General features: G+C 34.8%; 13 protein-coding genes. All 13 read right to left on the bottom strand.

The window, feature by feature from the left end; all coding sequences use genetic code 11:
- Nucleotides 1–105: 105 nt before the first annotated feature.
- Nucleotides 106–2,580: a glycoside hydrolase family 95 protein gene (locus OEW74_RS14460; protein ID WP_265429154.1), complete on the bottom strand. Its 2,475-nt coding sequence runs from the start codon at nt 2,578–2,580 to the stop codon at nt 106–108.
- A 251-nt stretch (nt 2,581–2,831) separates the two neighbouring features.
- Entirely contained in the window at nt 2,832–3,737 is a 906-nt protein-coding gene (locus OEW74_RS14455) for an alpha/beta hydrolase (RefSeq protein WP_265429153.1), read from the bottom strand.
- Between the two features lie 204 nt (nt 3,738–3,941).
- Complete coding sequence (locus tag OEW74_RS14450) at nt 3,942–4,841, bottom strand: alpha/beta hydrolase (protein WP_265429152.1); 900 nt, start codon at nt 4,839–4,841, stop codon at nt 3,942–3,944.
- 80 nt (nt 4,842–4,921) lie between these two features.
- Nucleotides 4,922–5,263, bottom strand: coding sequence for a cupin domain-containing protein (locus OEW74_RS14445; RefSeq protein WP_265429151.1), 342 nt, complete (start codon nt 5,261–5,263; stop codon nt 4,922–4,924).
- Between the two features lie 225 nt (nt 5,264–5,488).
- A complete protein-coding gene (locus OEW74_RS14440) occupies nt 5,489–6,226 on the bottom strand; it encodes a rhamnogalacturonan acetylesterase (protein ID WP_265429150.1) in 738 nt (245 codons plus the stop codon).
- A gap of 151 nt (nt 6,227–6,377) precedes the next feature.
- Nucleotides 6,378–7,355 (bottom strand): pectinesterase family protein, encoded by a 978-nt coding sequence (locus OEW74_RS14435; RefSeq protein ID WP_265429149.1) that lies wholly within the window; start codon nt 7,353–7,355, stop codon nt 6,378–6,380.
- 237 nt (nt 7,356–7,592) lie between these two features.
- Nucleotides 7,593–8,495 (bottom strand): alpha/beta hydrolase, encoded by a 903-nt coding sequence (locus OEW74_RS14430; protein ID WP_265429148.1) that lies wholly within the window; start codon nt 8,493–8,495, stop codon nt 7,593–7,595.
- 207 nt (nt 8,496–8,702) lie between these two features.
- Entirely contained in the window at nt 8,703–10,364 is a 1,662-nt protein-coding gene (locus tag OEW74_RS14425; RefSeq protein ID WP_265429147.1) for a glycoside hydrolase family 28 protein, read from the bottom strand.
- Between the two features lie 162 nt (nt 10,365–10,526).
- A complete protein-coding gene (locus tag OEW74_RS14420) occupies nt 10,527–12,167 on the bottom strand; it encodes a glycoside hydrolase 43 family protein (protein ID WP_265429146.1) in 1,641 nt (546 codons plus the stop codon).
- Nucleotides 12,168–12,412: 245 nt separating this feature from the next.
- Nucleotides 12,413–13,672, bottom strand: a complete 1,260-nt coding sequence (locus OEW74_RS14415; protein WP_265429145.1) for a glycoside hydrolase family 88/105 protein — start codon at nt 13,670–13,672, stop codon at nt 12,413–12,415.
- A 12-nt stretch (nt 13,673–13,684) separates the two neighbouring features.
- Nucleotides 13,685–14,689, bottom strand: coding sequence for a DUF4861 family protein (locus tag OEW74_RS14410; protein WP_265429144.1), 1,005 nt, complete (start codon nt 14,687–14,689; stop codon nt 13,685–13,687).
- A gap of 48 nt (nt 14,690–14,737) precedes the next feature.
- Nucleotides 14,738–16,156, bottom strand: a complete 1,419-nt coding sequence (locus tag OEW74_RS14405) for a pectate lyase family protein (RefSeq protein ID WP_265429143.1) — start codon at nt 16,154–16,156, stop codon at nt 14,738–14,740.
- A gap of 172 nt (nt 16,157–16,328) precedes the next feature.
- Complete coding sequence (locus OEW74_RS14400) at nt 16,329–17,351, bottom strand: pectinesterase family protein (protein ID WP_265429142.1); 1,023 nt, start codon at nt 17,349–17,351, stop codon at nt 16,329–16,331.
- Nucleotides 17,352–17,479: the final 128 nt, after the last annotated feature.

The following is a 17,479-nucleotide window of genomic DNA, read 5'->3' as shown; positions in this document are numbered from 1 at the left end:
ATTTGTTAAATATTAATTTAATTCAACCGATTGCGCATTGATTATAAATTAATTTTATGAAAATGATAAACGTTATTTTTTAATGTTTTGCATTCGTGGCAAAAATTACTTCACTTCAAAAATGTAAACTCCTCCTTTTTTCGTTTTAAAATCAAATATTTCCGTATCCGGAACAGCAAAACCTTTTAATTCTGATGTATTTGATTTTAAAGGAATTTTAATAGAATTTACCTGATAATATTCATTTGAATTTTCTCCTTTTGCTGCGGCAACTTTTGTTTTAGATTTTAAATTTAAATCTTTCGCCACTCTTATTCTCGCATTTCCACCTAAAGTCGATCTTACAGTTAGTTTTGTTAGTTTAGAATTTTTCCAATCCATATCAATTTCAAAACCACCTTTTCCTTTTAATCCTTTCACCGAACCATTGGGTAAAGCATCGGGAAGCGCAGGTAATAGGTAAATATAACCGTCATAACTTTGAAGTAACATTTCAGCGATTCCTGAAGTACATCCAAAATTTCCGTCGATTTGGAACGGCGGATGCGCATCCAAAAGATTGGGATAAGTTCCTCCCGATTGACCTTTAATTTCCATCGGAGCAGGACTTAATTGATCTGAAATTAATTTAAAAGCCCGATTTCCATCCAATAATCTTGCCCACCAATTGACTTTCCAACCCATCGACCAACCTGTAGATTTGTCGCCACGATAGATCATTGAATTTTTGGCTGCTTCTGCCAAATCAGGGTTTCTGAAAGGAGAAATCTGCCCCGAAGGAAACAATCCGTATAAATGCGAAATATGTCTGTGTTTGTCATCGGTTCTGTCCATATCGGCCAACCATTCCTGTAATTGAACGTGTTGCCCGATCTGCATTGGCGGAAGTTTAGATAAAGCAATTTTTATTTCCTCCGAAAGATTTGTATCCTGATTTAAAATTTTTGAAGCATTAATGAAATTATTAAATACATCAAAAACCAATTGATTATCCATCGTTGTTCCAGCCGTGATGCTTACATTTTTAAAGTATTTATTTTCAGGCGACATTGATGGTGAAATCACCAAATATTTTTTAGATGGGTCTTGCTGAAGAACATCTAAGTAGAACAATGCACAACCTTTCAAAACTTCATAGTTTTTCTTTAAAAATTCTTTATCTCCGGTATACAAATAATGATTCCAAACATGTTGTGTAAGCCAAGCTCCTCCCATTGGCCACATTCCGTAGAAACCGCCGTCAACAATACCGGTAATTCTCCACAGATCGGTATTGTGATGCATATTCCAGCCTCTTGCTTTATACATTTCTTTGGCAGATTCTTGTCCTGTGACCGACAAATCCTGAATCATATCAAACAAAGGCTCGTGCATTTCGCTGAGGTTGGTATTTTCTGCAGGCCAATAATTCATTTCGGTATTGATGTTCACCGTGTATTTGCTGTCCCAAGCTGGATTCAGCTGATAATTCCAGATTCCTTGTAAGTTGGCAGGTTGTGTTCCCTGTTGCGAAGAAGAAATCAAAAGATAGCGTCCAAACTGAAAATATAAAGCCACCAAATCGGGGTCATTCGAAGTTCCGAATTCCTTAATTCTTACTTCTGTTGTTTTCTTAGCCTGTTCGGTTGTTCCTAAATTTAAGCTTACCCGTTTAAAATACTTCTGATATTTTTCGACATGAGCTTTTAATTCATCATTATATTTTTTGCTTAAAGCTTTATTTAAATAGTCTGAAACTCTTGCGTCTGGATTTCCCGAAAGGTCATTGTATTTTTTGAAATTGGTTGCAATTGAAACATAAATTACCACCTCATCAGCTCCTGAAATTTCAAGTTTATCTTTGGTTGAGGTTAATTTTCCACCTTTTAAAACAGGAAAAGCGACTGTTTTAAAGTTGATCTTTCCGACTTTATTGTCTACCGAACCACTCGTTCCGTTAATAACCAATTGGTTTTTCTCTGTAAAAATTGAATTGATTTTGTGTGGAGTTGATGCATTGATAGAAAAATTTAAACTTCCTTTTTTATTTGAAGATAGCTTAATTATTATCACATTATCAGCAAAAGAAGAGAAGATTTCACGTTTGAAAACAACGTTATTCACTTCATAAGAAACGTTGCTGATTGCTTTTTCGATATCTAAAGTTCGGGTATAATTTTTGAAATTTTCGTGACCTTTAAAATCTAAAAATAAATCGCCCATCGTTTGATAAGGCATTCCGTAATTCAGGTTTTTCGGAGCTTGTCGGGGATAAGTTTTATTGGTTAAATCCTGTGCTTTTTCAAACTGATTTTCGTTAATCAATCTACGCACTTTCTGAATGCTGTCAAATGTATTTTTCGGAACATTATTTCCCGGTTCACCCGCCCAAATTGTTTCTTCATTCAACTGAAGATGTTCCTTAATAGCGCCTCCAAAAACCATTGCACCCAATCTTCCGTTTCCGATGGGCAAAGCTTCGTTCCAGTTTTCTGCGGGTTTATTATAAGTTAATTTTAAATTTTGCTGAGCCTGAACGGAAATTGAAACCAAAGTTCCGAAAGCTAAAAGCAAGATTTTATATTGAATGTTTTTTAACATTTTATAAATTTTGATAATAATTTGATTCGATTTTTTTTAACGCAAAGATTTTGTTTTGAGATGTGTTATTTAAGGAGCAAAGGATAATCAATGAATTGATTTTTAAGCTGATGTTTTAATTTTAATTTCAATTGCTTAAACCGGATATATTTTCAAGCTTCATCAGCGACTTGTCGCAACCTTTGCTCCTTAAATTACAAGAGGTTTAAATAAAAACCTTTGCGTTAAATTTTAATATTACTCATTACCGATTACTTATTACCCATCTCATCAAGCCAGTTCGTACACAGTTTTTTCCAATTATCCGTCAGTTCAGTTTTATTTGAAATTCCAATATTGTGTTCACCTTTTGGGAAAATAAACATTGCGCCTATCACTTTATTTTTAATCATCGCTTCGTAATACAAAATACTGTTGATTACGGGAACGGCATTGTCATTTTGAGCATGAAATAAAATTGTAGGAGGAGTTTTTTCAGTCACTCTGTTTTGCATAGAATATTCTGAAATCAATTGCTGCGAAGCATTTTGACCTAATAAATTGTCTCGGCTTCCTTTGTGTGCAAATTCTCCCAAATCAATCACCGGAGAAACCAGAATCACAAAATTGGGAACTGTAGAAATAGTTGACCAATCACCTTTCAATTCGGTGTAATCTGTAGAAATATTACTTGCCATTGCGGCTAAATGTCCACCTGCGGAAGTTCCTAAAACTCCAATCTGGTCGGGCGAAATTCCGTATTGAGCAGCGTTTTTTCTTATTAATTTTATCGCAGCCTGAATATCCTGAAGTGGACCAAGTTCTCTTTGCTTTAAATCTGGAGAAGTGGGCAAACGGTAATTCAAAACAAAAGCCGAGATTCCTAAAGTGTTGAGCCATTTTGCATAAGAATAACCACCCAAATCATACGTTAAATGTCTGTAACCACCTCCAGGAATTACAATGACAGCCATTGATTTTCTTTCTTCTTTTGCAGGCAAAAAAGCAAATAGTTCAGCTTCCTGAATTTGGGTGATTCTGCCTTCTTTTTCCTCAATGATATTTAATTTTAAACCTTTAGAATTGGGCATTTCTCCTTTTTGCCAAACCGTAATTTTCTGTTGAGCTGAAATTTGAATTCCAAGAAAAATGCTGAATACAAGGATGAATTTTTTCATTGGTAATTTTTTAAATCTGAATGATTGATACTCTTTTAATTGATGATAAATTTTGTTTTGAAGACAAATCTGCAGCCCGACTTGAACGGAGCTCTTTTTGTGAGGAACCATTGGACTTAGCTTGGGATGTGACGAACAAAAAAGCGGGAGTGGAAGGCGGAACAGCTGCCCAAATCAGTTCCTTCCAAATCTTTTTATCACCCATTACTTATTACCAATGCCCGCAAGCCAGTCTGCGTACAATTTTTTCCAATTTTCGCTCAGTGCATTTTTATCGGTAACAAAAAAACGATGACCACCTTTAGGAAAAATAAATAAAGAACCTTTCACTTTATATTTTGTCATGGCTTTATAATATAAAATACTGTTCATTGCCGGAACTGCGGTATCATCCTGATTATGGAACAAAATTGTTGGTGGTGTTTTTTCGGTCACACGATTCTGCATGGAATATTCTGTGATTTTTTCCTCTGAAGCATTTTCTCCAAGCAAACTGTTGCGACTTCCTTTGTGAGCAAATTCACCCAAATCGATGACCGGACAAAACAAAACGGCAAAGTCAGGAATAGTGGAAATATTTGCTAAATCGCCTTTTAATCCGGTGTAATCTGTACTGATATTACTGACCGAAGTCGCCAAATGTCCACCTGCAGAAGTTCCCACAACACCTATAAGATTGGGTGAAATCTTCCATTGTTCAGCATTTTTTCTAATATATTTGATAGCAGCTTGAACGTCCTGAAGCGGAGCAATTTCTCTTTGAATTAAATCTGTAGAAGTTGGTAATCTGTAGTTGAGAACAAAAGCGGAGATTCCCAAAGTATTCATCCATTTTGCGATTTGAAAAGCACCTTCGTCATAAGTGAGTTTTGAATAACCACCACCGGGAATAATGATGACCGACTTTTGATTTCTTTCTTTTATTGGAGGCAGGAAAGCAAAAAGCTCAGGTTCTTTCAATTCTGCTAAAACCTTTTTCTTTTTTGTTTTAGAAGCTAAAATTTTGGAATTGGGCATTTCGCCTTTTGGCCAGAATAGTATTTTTTCCTGTGCAAAAGTTTGTGTAAAAAGAAAAATAATGAAGAGGAAAAAGGTTTTTTTCATGATTTTAATTTTCTACTTTAAAGTGTATTAAAAGAAACCTAACAGGTTTTTAAAACCTGTTAGGTTTGAATGTTTGTAAATTAATCTTTCAGAAAATCCTCTCTGAATGGAGTGAAAGAATCAATCAATTGCCCTGCTTCCAAACATTTTACACCGTGAAAAATATTGGGTTGGGCAAAAAATCCGTCACCTTGTTGTAAGATTTTGGTTTCACCATCAATGGTTACTTCAAATTTTCCAGAAGCAACATACGTAATTTGAGAATGAAAATGTTGATGTAAAGCTCCAATTGCATCTTTTTCAAATTTTACAATTACCATCATTACCTGTGAATTGTATCCTACAAATTGTCTGGAAACTCCGCCTCCTAAATCTTCCCATTCAGAATTGCCGTCGAAAAATGGTTCTTTTTTGAAATTCATAATTTTATTTTTTACTATATTCTTTTGTCTTGAAACAAAAGAATCAAAAATTCAAGACTTGGAAACTTCCGCTAAAAATTTAAACTAAATCCTAAAATTTCCAAAACTCGCGCGGATTTAATATTTGTTTTGTTTTCATAATTTTTGCCGCGCTCAAACAGTGGAAATTTTTTAACGGATTGAATTTAAATTTTCTTAACGCTCCATTTTCCTATGTCGTTTTAATTATTTTATATACTTTTCTAAACCGATTTTTAAATCTTTCAGAGATTTTACAGCTAGTTTTGCTACGGTTTCTGCGCCTAATTTTGATAGATGGGTGTCGTCTGCTTTATCTTTATCATAATATGCATTTTCGCCTGCTTTGAAATGTAGATGCAACAATTTTGATTTTTCAGGACCGTAAGAAATTTCCATTTGCTCGGTCAGTAATTGCATATCAACAAAAGGAACTTTCATATCATTGGCAACCATTCTTACCACCAAAGGATATTCTTTATGGGTATCAATTAAAACTCCATTTTCGTTGAAATTTCTTCTTGTTATAGAAGTCATCAAAATCGGTGTTGCGCCTTTTGCCCTTGCTTCATTAACGTATCTTTCAAGATTGGCTCTGTACTGAGTATAAGGATTGGTAAACTTTGTAGAATCTTTTAATTTCTGGTCGTTATGTCCAAATTGGATAATTACAAAATCACCTTTTTTCAATTGTTTTTCAACTTTATCCCATCTTCCTTCTGTTCTGAAACTTTTTGAACTTCTTCCGTTCATCGCATGATTCTGAATTTCAATTCCGGTGGTCATAAATTGCCCTAAAACCTGTCCCCATCCATGTTCAGGATTTTTGTCAGGATTGTCTTTGTTTGCCATTGTAGAATCACCAATCAGAAATAGGGTTGGTTTTTTCTGAGCTAAAACTACTGTTGAAATTACAACGCTTAGAATTAAAAGTATTTTTTTCATTTTTAAAATTGATTTTTGTGAGATGCTTCGACAGGCTCAGCATGACATCTCTAATACTAACAGCTTTATATGAAAAGCACTTTTTGTTGCGGTGTCATGCTGAGCGAAGTCGAAGCATCTTTATTAGTTAAGATAATTACTCATTACCAAATTATTTATTACTCATACTCGGATTCCAGTTTCCGAAAATATTTTTGATGGTATATTTTTTAGCTTCTTTTTTTGTTAATTGATGAGACCACGCTACACGATTTTCAGTTTTTCCACCTTCACCTTTGCTTCCAAATTCTGCGTAATAAGCGGTTTTATCTTTGTCTGGAAACATTTTGTCGCCTTTCCAGGGATTCCAACCTTCGGGAACGATGTGATTTCCCATTTCTGTATTGATAAAAACTGTTTTTGCGTACGGTCTCCAAGGTCTTCCCAAGAATACTTTATTGATGCCTTCTTTCGCAATTAATTTACAGTCGAAAAATACATATCCAAACTCTTTACTTTGGTCTGTTGAAGCAGCGGTAATGTAAGAATTGGCTAAACTTTTAATCGTACAATTTTTGAACACTACAGTTGCCGAGCCAAAAAGAAAGTCGGTTGTTCCTTCAATATAACAGTTTTCATACAATTGTCTGCTGTGATTTCCGCCTGTATAAACAGTATCCTGACAACCTAAAATTTTAGAATTTTTAATGCTGAAACGGTCGCCTTCCACATGAAGAGCAACAGCTTGTCCCTTATTGCAAGAACTGTTTTGAATGGTTACATCAGAAATTTTAATATCATCAGACATAATTAAAAGCGTGTAGGAATTGAAAGTGGTCATTTTCTCATTCAAGGCATCGGTTTTTCCTGAGTAATCATCGTTGGTAATAATGGTATTTTCCTTGTTTTCGCCTTGTAAAGTGATCTTATGTTTTGAAGAAGGAATAACGATTTTTTCGTTATACGTTCCCGCTTTTATTTTAACCAAAGCTTCACCCGGACCTAAATCTCTTATAGAATTGATGGCTTTTTGAATGGAGGTGAATTGTCCGCTTCCGTCTTGTGCAACGGTGATTGTTATGTAAGGTTCATTTCCTGCCAATAAAAAATTGGTTATTGAAATGAGAAGTATTAAAAAAAGTTTTTTCATAACAAATTTTATGAGTGATTTTTAATTTTTTTTAACGCAAAGTTTTATTTTTCTTTACGCTTACTTAACGGAGCAAAGGATGCGAACAAGTCGCTTAAGCTTGAAAATATTGCAAGAGCTTAATCAAATCAATTTATTGATTCATCTTTGCTCACTAAAATTATACATCATTTAGGTTAAATCTTTGCGTTTTAATTTTGCCTAAACCTAAACCTAAACCTAAACCTAAACCTAAACTTATTTCAACGTTTTATCTAAAAAATCTACCGTCAGATTCAATGTTTCTGTGAACCAAGGTTCTGCAGACCAAAAGGAATGCGGTGTATCTTTTATTTCGTGATATTCGGTAAAGATATTATGACTTTTTAAAATCTTCATCATGTCGTCTCTTCCTGCATGAAATCGAGACTGAGAAGAATTGATGAATAGAGTAGGAGGTGTATTTTTACCCACAAATTCTAAAGGTGAAGCTTCTGTCCAGTTTTTTAAATTCACATTTCTGTCGCCATTTAACCAATAAGCTGCGTAAGTGCTTTCTTCGGCTTCGGGATGAATAAACGATACAATTCCGTCTACGTTAACGATTGCCTGGATTTTATTTTTAGCTTTTACACCTACCAATGTTGCGATTTGCGCTCCTGCAGATTCTCCTAAGATTGCCATTTTTTTTGTATTTAAAGAGTACTTTTTTTTGTTTTTCTTTAAAAATTTGACAGCATTTTCTACATCGTCAATTGCTGCAGGATATTTTGCCACTTCGCTCAAACGATAACCAACTGCAATGGCAACGTAACCTTTTGATGCCAATTCCTGAGCCATGTATTTTTCGTTTTCCTTAGATCCGGAAATCCAGCCACCACCGTGAACTAAAGCAATTCCGGAATATTTTTTAGACTGATCTTTAGGATAATAAATATCTGCTTTTAAAGATAATCCATTGATATTGGCATATTCTACATCTTTATCGATTAAAATATTCGATGGAACTGGTCTGTTTAAAGGAGTAATAAACGGATACTTTTTTTTCAGTTTTTCGTATGTTGCTTCATTCGTGTAAGGAGTAGCATTCGGCTTTGTCTGACCGAATGCTTTTGCTCCTACAAAAAAAACAAAAAGAAAATATAGTTTGTGAAAACTCATTTTTAAAATTAATTTGGTGTTTTGTTTAACCACAAAAGTCACAAAAGTTTTTTTAACACATTACAATCTTTTAAGTTTCAAACTTTGAAAATATTTAAGAACACATAAGATTAAAAATCAAAGATTTTTTCTGTGTTTAAATTCTCGAATCTCGAAACTAAAATTTAGAATTACAAAACTCTCAACACGAATCTCGAACCTCGAAACTTACTTCACTGCATTTTTAGCAACTTCTTTCGAAATATTTAATTGCTCACCTTTTACCTCTTTTGGAAGTTTTACCGCTGATGTTTTATTTCCTAAAACCTTAATTGTTGGTTTTTGAGAAGATTGTAACTGAAGGGTAGATAAATCTATATTTTTACTGTTGTAAACAACAGCTCCGGTTCCTTCGCTGTACGTAAGTTTTACGTTTTTCAATGTAATTCCGTCTGCATCTACAATCGTTAATGCTTTCTTTGTATCAAACTGAGAATCTTCAATCACGATATTTTTAATATTCATTTCAGCCAACCCATTGATGGTAATTGCTTCGTCAGAATTTACCGCATTGATGTTTTTAAAATAGATATTTCTAAAAATTGGAGTTTCCTCAGTTACCGGAAATACTTTTTCTGGAGCTTTATTACCCTCTTCTTTTTGTCCGTCTTCTAAAACAGGAGAAGCTCCTTCGTAGAACATATTAAAGCCAATCGTTTGAGTTGGAATATTAATCATATCGATGTTTTTTACATAAATATTTTCAACAATACCACCTCTTCCACGAGTTGTTTTGAAACGAAGACCGATATCAGTTCCAATAAATGTACAATCTGAAACATGAATATTTCTAGCGCCACCAGACATTTCGCTTCCGATAACGAAACCTCCGTGACCGTGATAAACCACATTATTTTTGATGATTACATTTTCAGTAGGCATTCCTCTTTTTCTTCCGTCTTCATTTTTTCCTGATTTAATGCAAATTGCATCGTCACCAACATCAAAAGTATTGTCGTAAATCAAAACATTTTTACAAGATTCCAAATCTACACCATCACCGTTTTGAGAATACCAAGGATTTCTTACCGTAAGATTTCTTAAAATCAAGTTTGAAGTCATCAATGGATGTAAGTTCCAAGCCGGAGAATTCTGGAAAGTCGGTCCATCCAATAAAACCTGGTCACAACCAACGATGCTCACCATTACCGGACGAAGAAAATCTTTTACAGATTCCAGTTCAGATTTTGAAATTTTATCAGGAACATTGAAGCTCGAGCTGCTTTCGAATCCTTTTTTATAACTTTCTGAAGGATACCAGTTTTTGCCGTCTGCAGAAAGAATTCCGCCAGATTTTACAATTTCTTTCCATTGAGATTCTGCCATTTTGCTTTTTTTAATGGCTCTCCATGCATCACCACTTCCATCGATTACCCCTTTTCCTGTAATTGCAATATTTTTAGCATTTTTTGCAGAAATAGGAGACTGACAACGAATCGTTTCCAAGCCTTCAAAACTTACATCAACTAAAGGATAATCGTTTTTATCTTTGCTGAAAACCACAAAAGCACCTTCTTCAATATGAAGATTAATGTTGCTTTGCAAAACAATTGGTCCGGTTAACCACATTCCTCTTGGAACTACAAGTTTACCACCTCCTTTTTTTACCAAAGCGTCGATTGCTTTTTTGAAAGCTTCTGTATTTTTTACCTTACCTCCTGCAACACCTCCAAAATCTTTGATAGAAACTGTATTTGCTGGAAAAGAAGTTTCTTTTACCTGCGGCATTTTAAACTCTATTCCTGTGTAAATATCTTTATTTTGAGCATACATCTGTCCCGAAAACAGCATCACTGCAGCAAGACTGATGATTTTAAACGACTTCTTCATTATATTTATTCTTTAATTTTCTGTTGATGATTTTATCAAACCTAACGGATTTAAAAAAACGTTAGGTTTCGTATTTTAAGTTCTCGCAGATTAAACAGATTACGCAGATTTTAGTTATTTTAAAATTATCTACGAAATCAGCAAAATTTGCGAGAGATTAAATTAATTTTTTGTTACTCTGAAATATTCAAAATCTGCGTAGCCACCACGGTTTGCTTTTTGTGTGCTTACAGAATATAAACCTACTTTAGCGCCAATCCATTTTCCTGGTTTAGCCTGAAATGGTTCGCCAACTTTTATGAAATTCTTACCGTTTTCGCTGTAACTGAATGTGCAAATTCCGTTCGGCTCGTTGACGTTCACTTTAAAATAAACTTCGTTTGATTTTAATTTAGTTTCAAACAACACTTTTTCTTCACCGCCTTTTTCAGCCTTTTCAGCTTTTCTTAACTGAACATAATATCCGTCAGTTTTGTTCGTAATAACAATTGATGCATGATCCATTCCCATTACTAAAAGTCCGGCAGTTTTTCCTTCTTTGGCATCTTCCGGAGTTAATTTAACTTTAGTGGAAGCCACAAAATTCGGAGCCGGGAATTTTTGGGTCAAAAGATTCGGAACATTCCAAAGGTTTTTATCATTTTCACCCATTTTCATGGAGAATAATCTCAGAAATTTCTGTCCTGGAAGTTTGGAAGACCAAACGATGTTTTCATTGGCGCTCCATTGCCATTGTAAACCTAATTTTTCACCATCAAACTCATCCGTTTCCGGCGGAGTAACGATTGGATAAGTTTTACCAACGTTTGGTTTTTTATACGTTAAAACAGGTTCACCAATTCCATTTTTATCATTGTCGATTCCCATTACAGGCCAATCTTTTTCCCATTTCATAGGTTGAAGATGCACGATTCTTCCACCTGCATCCACATCCTGAAAATGGTAGAACCAGTCTTCCCCTGAAGGTGTGTCAACCCAAGCTCCTTGATGAGGTCCGTTTATTTTTGTTTTTCCCTGTTCGAGAACTATTTTTTCTTCGTAAGGCCCGTAAATATTTTTAGACCTTAAAACCAATTGCCAACCTGTAGCAACTCCACCTGCAGGAGCGAAAATATAGTAATAACCATTTTTTTTATACATTTTCGGACCTTCTACGGTTGGATGAGCATCGTGTCCGTCAAAAATATGAACGCCTTTATCTAAAACTTTTGTTCCTTCAGCATTCATTTTATTGATGGAAAGCAAACTTTTTACTCCTGCACGACTTCCAGCCCAACCGTGAACTAAGTAAGCGCTTCCGTCTTCATCCCAAAACGGACAAGAATCAATCAAGCCTTTTCCTTCCATCACCAAAACAGGATCTTCCCATTTTCCCAATGGATATTTGGTTTTTACCATGTAAATTCCGAAATCAGGATCACCCCAATAAATGTAGAACTCACCTTGATGAAAACGGATTGCAGGAGCCCAAACTCCATCACCTCTTTTGGGAGTGCTGAAGTTTTTTGCGGGTAAAACATCTGGCAAAGCATAGTTGACCAATTTCCAGTTGACCATATCTTTTGAATGAAGAATTGGTAACCCTGGAGCTTCGTTAAAACTTGAAGCGGTCATATAATAATCATCACCAACACGGGTAACATCAGGATCTGAATAATCTGCATACAAAATCGGATTTCTGTAAGTTTTTCCCTGATCGGCAGTCCAGACTTCTGAAACGTATGGTTTTTCCTGTGCATTTAGATAAGTTGATGCAATAGAAAAGGCGGTTATTGAAAGTATATTTAAAAATTTGATTGTCATAAAAATTTGATTCTGTTTTAACGCAAGGAGCGCAAAGAATTTTTTATTGGCTTACTGTGTATTTTTTCGATCGCAAAGGCGTTTTACTCAGCAAGGGCTTGATGTTTTAATTTAACTATTAAGATTTAATGAAGGAGTTTAGATAAATTAAGTTGAGCTTCACTTTAAGGAATGTACCTAATGAAATTCTATGACTTTAGCCTTAATAATCTTAACTTCTTAAATCTGCTTAATGGTTCAAAAAATTATTTTTCAAACTCAAGACTTGCCAAAATGAAAGGGCCTGTTCCTTTTCCGTCGTTGGAACGAATTTCTTCATTCACATAATATTCATAAGAACCGTCTCTGTAAGGTTTTCCTCCTAAACCGGCAACCGCACAGCATTTATTTAAATTTACAACACCGTTTCCATCAACTGTAATCAGGTTTTTGATGATTCCGTCATAGCCTTTTTTAGCCGCCGCTTTGTATGATTTTGGGAGATAACCTTTGTTCACCGATTTAATCATTGTGTAGACAAACATCGCTGAAGCCGTTGCTTCTTCATAATTACCATTTGCTAATGGCTTATCTAAAACCTGATACCAAAGACCAGATTTTTTATCCTGATATTTAATAACAGCGTCAGAGTAAGATTTTATGTAAGAAATAATTCTTGCTCTTCCAGGATGGTTTTCAGGTAAATAATCCAAAACGTCTACCATTGCCATTCCGTACCAACCCATTGCTCTTCCCCAGAAATTTGGCGAGAGCCCGGTTTCTTTGTTTGCCCAAGCTTCTTTTTTGCTTTCATCCCAAGCATGATACAGCAATCCTGTCTTTTTATCTAAAAGATTTTTCTGAACAGAATCAAACTGGAAAACAATATCATCATACGCTTTTGCAGCATCTGCTCCTTTGGTGAAATCTTTTGTATAATGCGTGTAGAAAGGCATTCCCATATATAATCCATCTAACCAAACTTGGTAAGGATATATTTTTTTATGCCAAAAAGAACCTTCATTCGTTCTTGGCTGTCCGTCAATTTGTAAACGAAGTGTTTGCAGTGCTTTCAGGTATTTTTCTTTTTTCTCTTTTTCATAAAGATAAAGCAATACGTTTCCGCTATTCAACATATCGATATTGTATTTTTCGATATCGTAGGTAAGAATTGTACCGTCTTCTTTGATTAGTTTTGCACCAAAATCACTGATGTAATCGTAGTATTCTTTTTTACCTGTTTTAATATAAAGTTGCTCGGCTCCATCTAAAACAATTGCTGAAGGATACGTCCACTTTGGGCTTTTGCTGAAATCAAGCATCCATGCTTCAGGAAATCTCTGCATTTCTGAAAGCATCATTCTTTCTGACCATTTCAGATTAGTAGGAACTACTTTTCCTGACTGTGAAGTTTCTTTTGAGGCTTTTGAAGCAACTGTTGTTTTTGTTTGAGCGCAAGCTAAGAACATTCCCGATCCTAAAACTGCAACTGCATATATTTTTAATTTTTGATTAATAAAACTCATTGTCATTCGATTTTAAAGTTGATTGTTATTATCTAAAATTTCTAATTTTTTATCTAAATCTTTATAGAATTCTTCTTCAGTCTTTAAACCATTCGGCTCTTGCGACCAGGCTCCCATAAAGTAATATGAAATATTTTTTGTCTTCTTGAAAACGATGATATGTGTAGATTTTGCTTTCACATATTTATCAAAACTTTCGATAGGGTAGAACACAACCATCCCAAGATTATCTTCTTTTTTGGCTAAAGTCTGCGTTCCGTAAGTAGCGATGTAGCCCCATTTTTTGTTTTTGCTGATTCCCTGTTTCATCGGGATGTCTTTAAATGCAACAATTCCAGTACATAAACCTGAAAGTGTTTGGTCTAAACTTAAATCAACTTTCACAAAACGGTCTTTGTTGAAAATAGTCAGTTTCGATTGAAGGTCAACGGCTTTTCCCCAGGTTTTCCAACCTTTGTAATCGATGGTTGCAAAAGATTTATCGTTTTCATTAAAAACTTTTGCAGTTGTATTTTTTACGATCTTAAAAGTTTCAACAAAATCATTTTGCTCATCATATCTTCCGTAAGACCCGATTCCGATGGTACGGCCTGATTTCAAAATGTCTTGTCCCCAAGCTGCGTCGTGGTGATACGTTTCAAAACCGTCCTGACCGACTTCTGGTAACACTAAAGTATTTACTTTTTTACCAAAAATATCAGTGGCATTTCTCCAGTCTAAGTATAATCTGTAACCGAGTTGGTTGTTTTCTAAACCAATTCCTTCGTATCTGATGTAATAAGAATGGTCGGTATGCTCTGCAGGAAGAGTTAATTCATTAACATTTTTAAAAGTTCCGCCAATGTATTCGTTTCCCTGCCATTTTCCGCCTTCTTTTACAGATAATTCAGCATATGAAAATGGTTTTTTAGGATTTTTGCGTATTTTTTCAATTACATTTTGCTGAGCAAATGACATATTGGTCGCAAAAACTGCTCCAGTTAATATGATTTTGAATATATTTAATTTTATTGACATAATACTTTCGTTTTAGATAACCATTTATTTAAAAAGTTCAGTGACTTTCTACTGTTTTTCGGTTATTTTTTTCACAAGGTCATTCATGTAGACCTCAATATTATCATAATTTTTATCTAAATCTCTTCCGTTTGCATTGGCTTTTTTAGGATTGAGATTGTGCTTTGTTTCCCATTCATCGGGCATTCCGTCGTTGTCTGAATCGAGTAGCGCTTTTCCTGGTTTTAAATCTGGAAATCCTCCCACATCATTTTGTGAATCGATGATCCCGTTTTTACTTCCAAGCGAACCGTAGTACGTGAAAGTACCATTTTTTACCTCTTTTAAAATGCGTAGATCTACCGCATCTCTCATAAGACTTGCTCCTCCTATTTTTAAAACCTTCTCATAGGCTTCTTTCGGAGAATCTGTTTTTATATTATTCTGAATATCGTGTGGTTGGTTGATTTTTATTGAATTTTTATCAGCATCTGTCAAATTGTAAGAAGGTTTCATTTGATTAAAAACTCCTAAATTCCAGTTGTCTGCGGTTACATCAGGATTTCCTTCAGAAACATTTCCGTTGATGTAATATTTCCCCCAAATGTTATAAACTTCAGTTTCTGGTTTTTCGTTTTTATCAATGGCAACGATTCTTTTTTTGTTCATCGATGCGGGACCTGGTTTATAGTAATTGTTAACCATATTCACATTCATTCCTTCACCGCCGTAGACATTGTTGTGTCCCCAATTGTAAATGACGTTATTTCTAAAATCAGTTAAATCGGTCAAGGCAAATTTACTTCCGGCATATTCTCCCAATCTTGGATTTCTACTGTCGTGATGAGCATACAAATTATGATGAAAAGAAGCGAATTTTCCACCTGCAATTCCTCCGTATCCGTGAGCACCTTTTTGATGGGCTGAGTTTCTTAAACTTTCTGAAATTACACACCATTGAAGCGTAGTATTTTCGTTCACATAAATAGAAACCGTCTCATCGGTAGACCAGCTCATGGAACAATGATCGACGATTAAATCTTTCATGAATCTTGCTCCTAATGCATCGCCTTCAAATTTTTTCTGATCTCCCATTCTGAAACGTAGAAAACGAATAATTACGTTATCTGCCGCAACAAAAGTTTCGTAGTTGGCAATGGTAATTCCGTCGCCTGGAGTGGTTTGCCCTGCAATGGTGACGTTGCCTTCTTTTATTTTTAATGGAGATTCCAAGTAGATCGTTCCTGCTGTTTTGAAAACAATATATCTTGCTCCTTTTTGTTCTAAAGCATATCTTAAAGTTCCTTCTGAGCTGTCGTCTGTCAATTTTGTTACGAATAAAACTTTTCCGCCTCTGCCACCTGTTGTGTATCTTCCGAAACCTTCTGCACCAGGGAAACTCAAGGTTTTATCTTGAGCCGAAACCGACAACATAAGCATTGTAAAAATGCTAGAGGTAAAGATTTTATGTTTTAGACTTAATTTCATTTAAAATAATTAAAATTTTATTTTATTGAATTTTTAAAATATGATAAATTAACAGGTCGCTCCTACGGAGCTTCGTTTTTTTACATTTATTTTTTTCTATTAACAGCAAATCCAGATGGGATTAATTACAGCTTCAAAAAAAGAATTTTTAATTTTTCTTGGAAAAAATAATTTATTTAAAACTTTTTGTAAAGTTCCAGTCGTCTTTTCCTTTCAGAATGTTTTTTGCTGAATATTCTTTAGCTTCATTTTTCGTTAGCTGATGAGACCAGGAAACTCTTTTTGAAACATCTGAACCGACACCTTTTGAATTATATTCTCCATAGAAAGTGGTCTTCTCTGCATCAGGTTTAGACCAGTTATGCCAACCTTCTTTTTTTATTGTGGAATCGATTGCACAATTGATGTAAACAGTTTTTGCAAACGGCCTCCAAGGTCTTCCCAAATATACAGAATTTGCAGATGCATCACCTGTTAAATTACAGTTAATAAATACGTAACCAAACTCAGCACCTTCCGGAGTAGAGGCTGCGGTAACGTAAGATGCATTTTTTTTAGAATAAATCGTACAGTTTTCAAAAACGGCAGTGCCGGCTCCGAAAATATAGTCTGTAGTTCCTTCGATGTAGCAGTTTTTAAAATAGTTTCGGGATGTTTTGCTCTTATCCGGGTTATCCTGAGTTCCTTTGGTGTATAAAGTATCCTGAAATCCTAAGAATCGGCAGTTTTCAAAAGCAATTTTGTCTCCTGTGGTGAGAACAGCAACGGCTTGCCCAACTGGCCCTGCATCATTTTGAAAGGTGATATTTTTTGCTGAAAAATTATCTGAAAAAATAAATAGAGTAGATGAACCTGTAGTTCCTATATTTTTGCCTTCTGCATTTTGCTTTGAAGCATAATCGCCGTAAACTAAAATCGTGTTATCTGCTTTTTCACCGATTAAAATTATTGGGCTTTTTGTAGCAGATACAGTAATTTTTTCTCTGTAAGTTCCGGATTTTATTATAATTTTTGTTCTTACCGATGTTCCTTCCTCAACGGCATCAATTGCCTGTTGAATAGTCGTGAAATTTCCTTTTCCGTCTTTCGAAACGATGATGGTTTTTTCATCATTAGCTTTGAAAGAAAGAAGACTAATTATGACTACTGAAAAAATAAAGAAGAACGTACTATTTTTTAAACCTGAAAACTGCATAAGTTGTTGATCGTTTTTAGTTGTCAGTTGATGGGCTGAAATTTCAACTTTTAAAAATCTTTTCTGAATTTTTCTTTGAAGAAAAGTACAGACCTTCTCCCGAAAAAGGAGGAAGTCTGTACTGAAAA

The sequence above is a fragment of the Chryseobacterium sp. YIM B08800 genome (genome assembly GCF_026163565.1).
Taxonomy (GTDB): Bacteria; Bacteroidota; Bacteroidia; order Flavobacteriales; family Weeksellaceae; genus Chryseobacterium.
The sequence above is the reverse complement of the archived record's forward strand: the minus strand, read 5'-3'. Positions and strand labels throughout refer to the sequence as shown.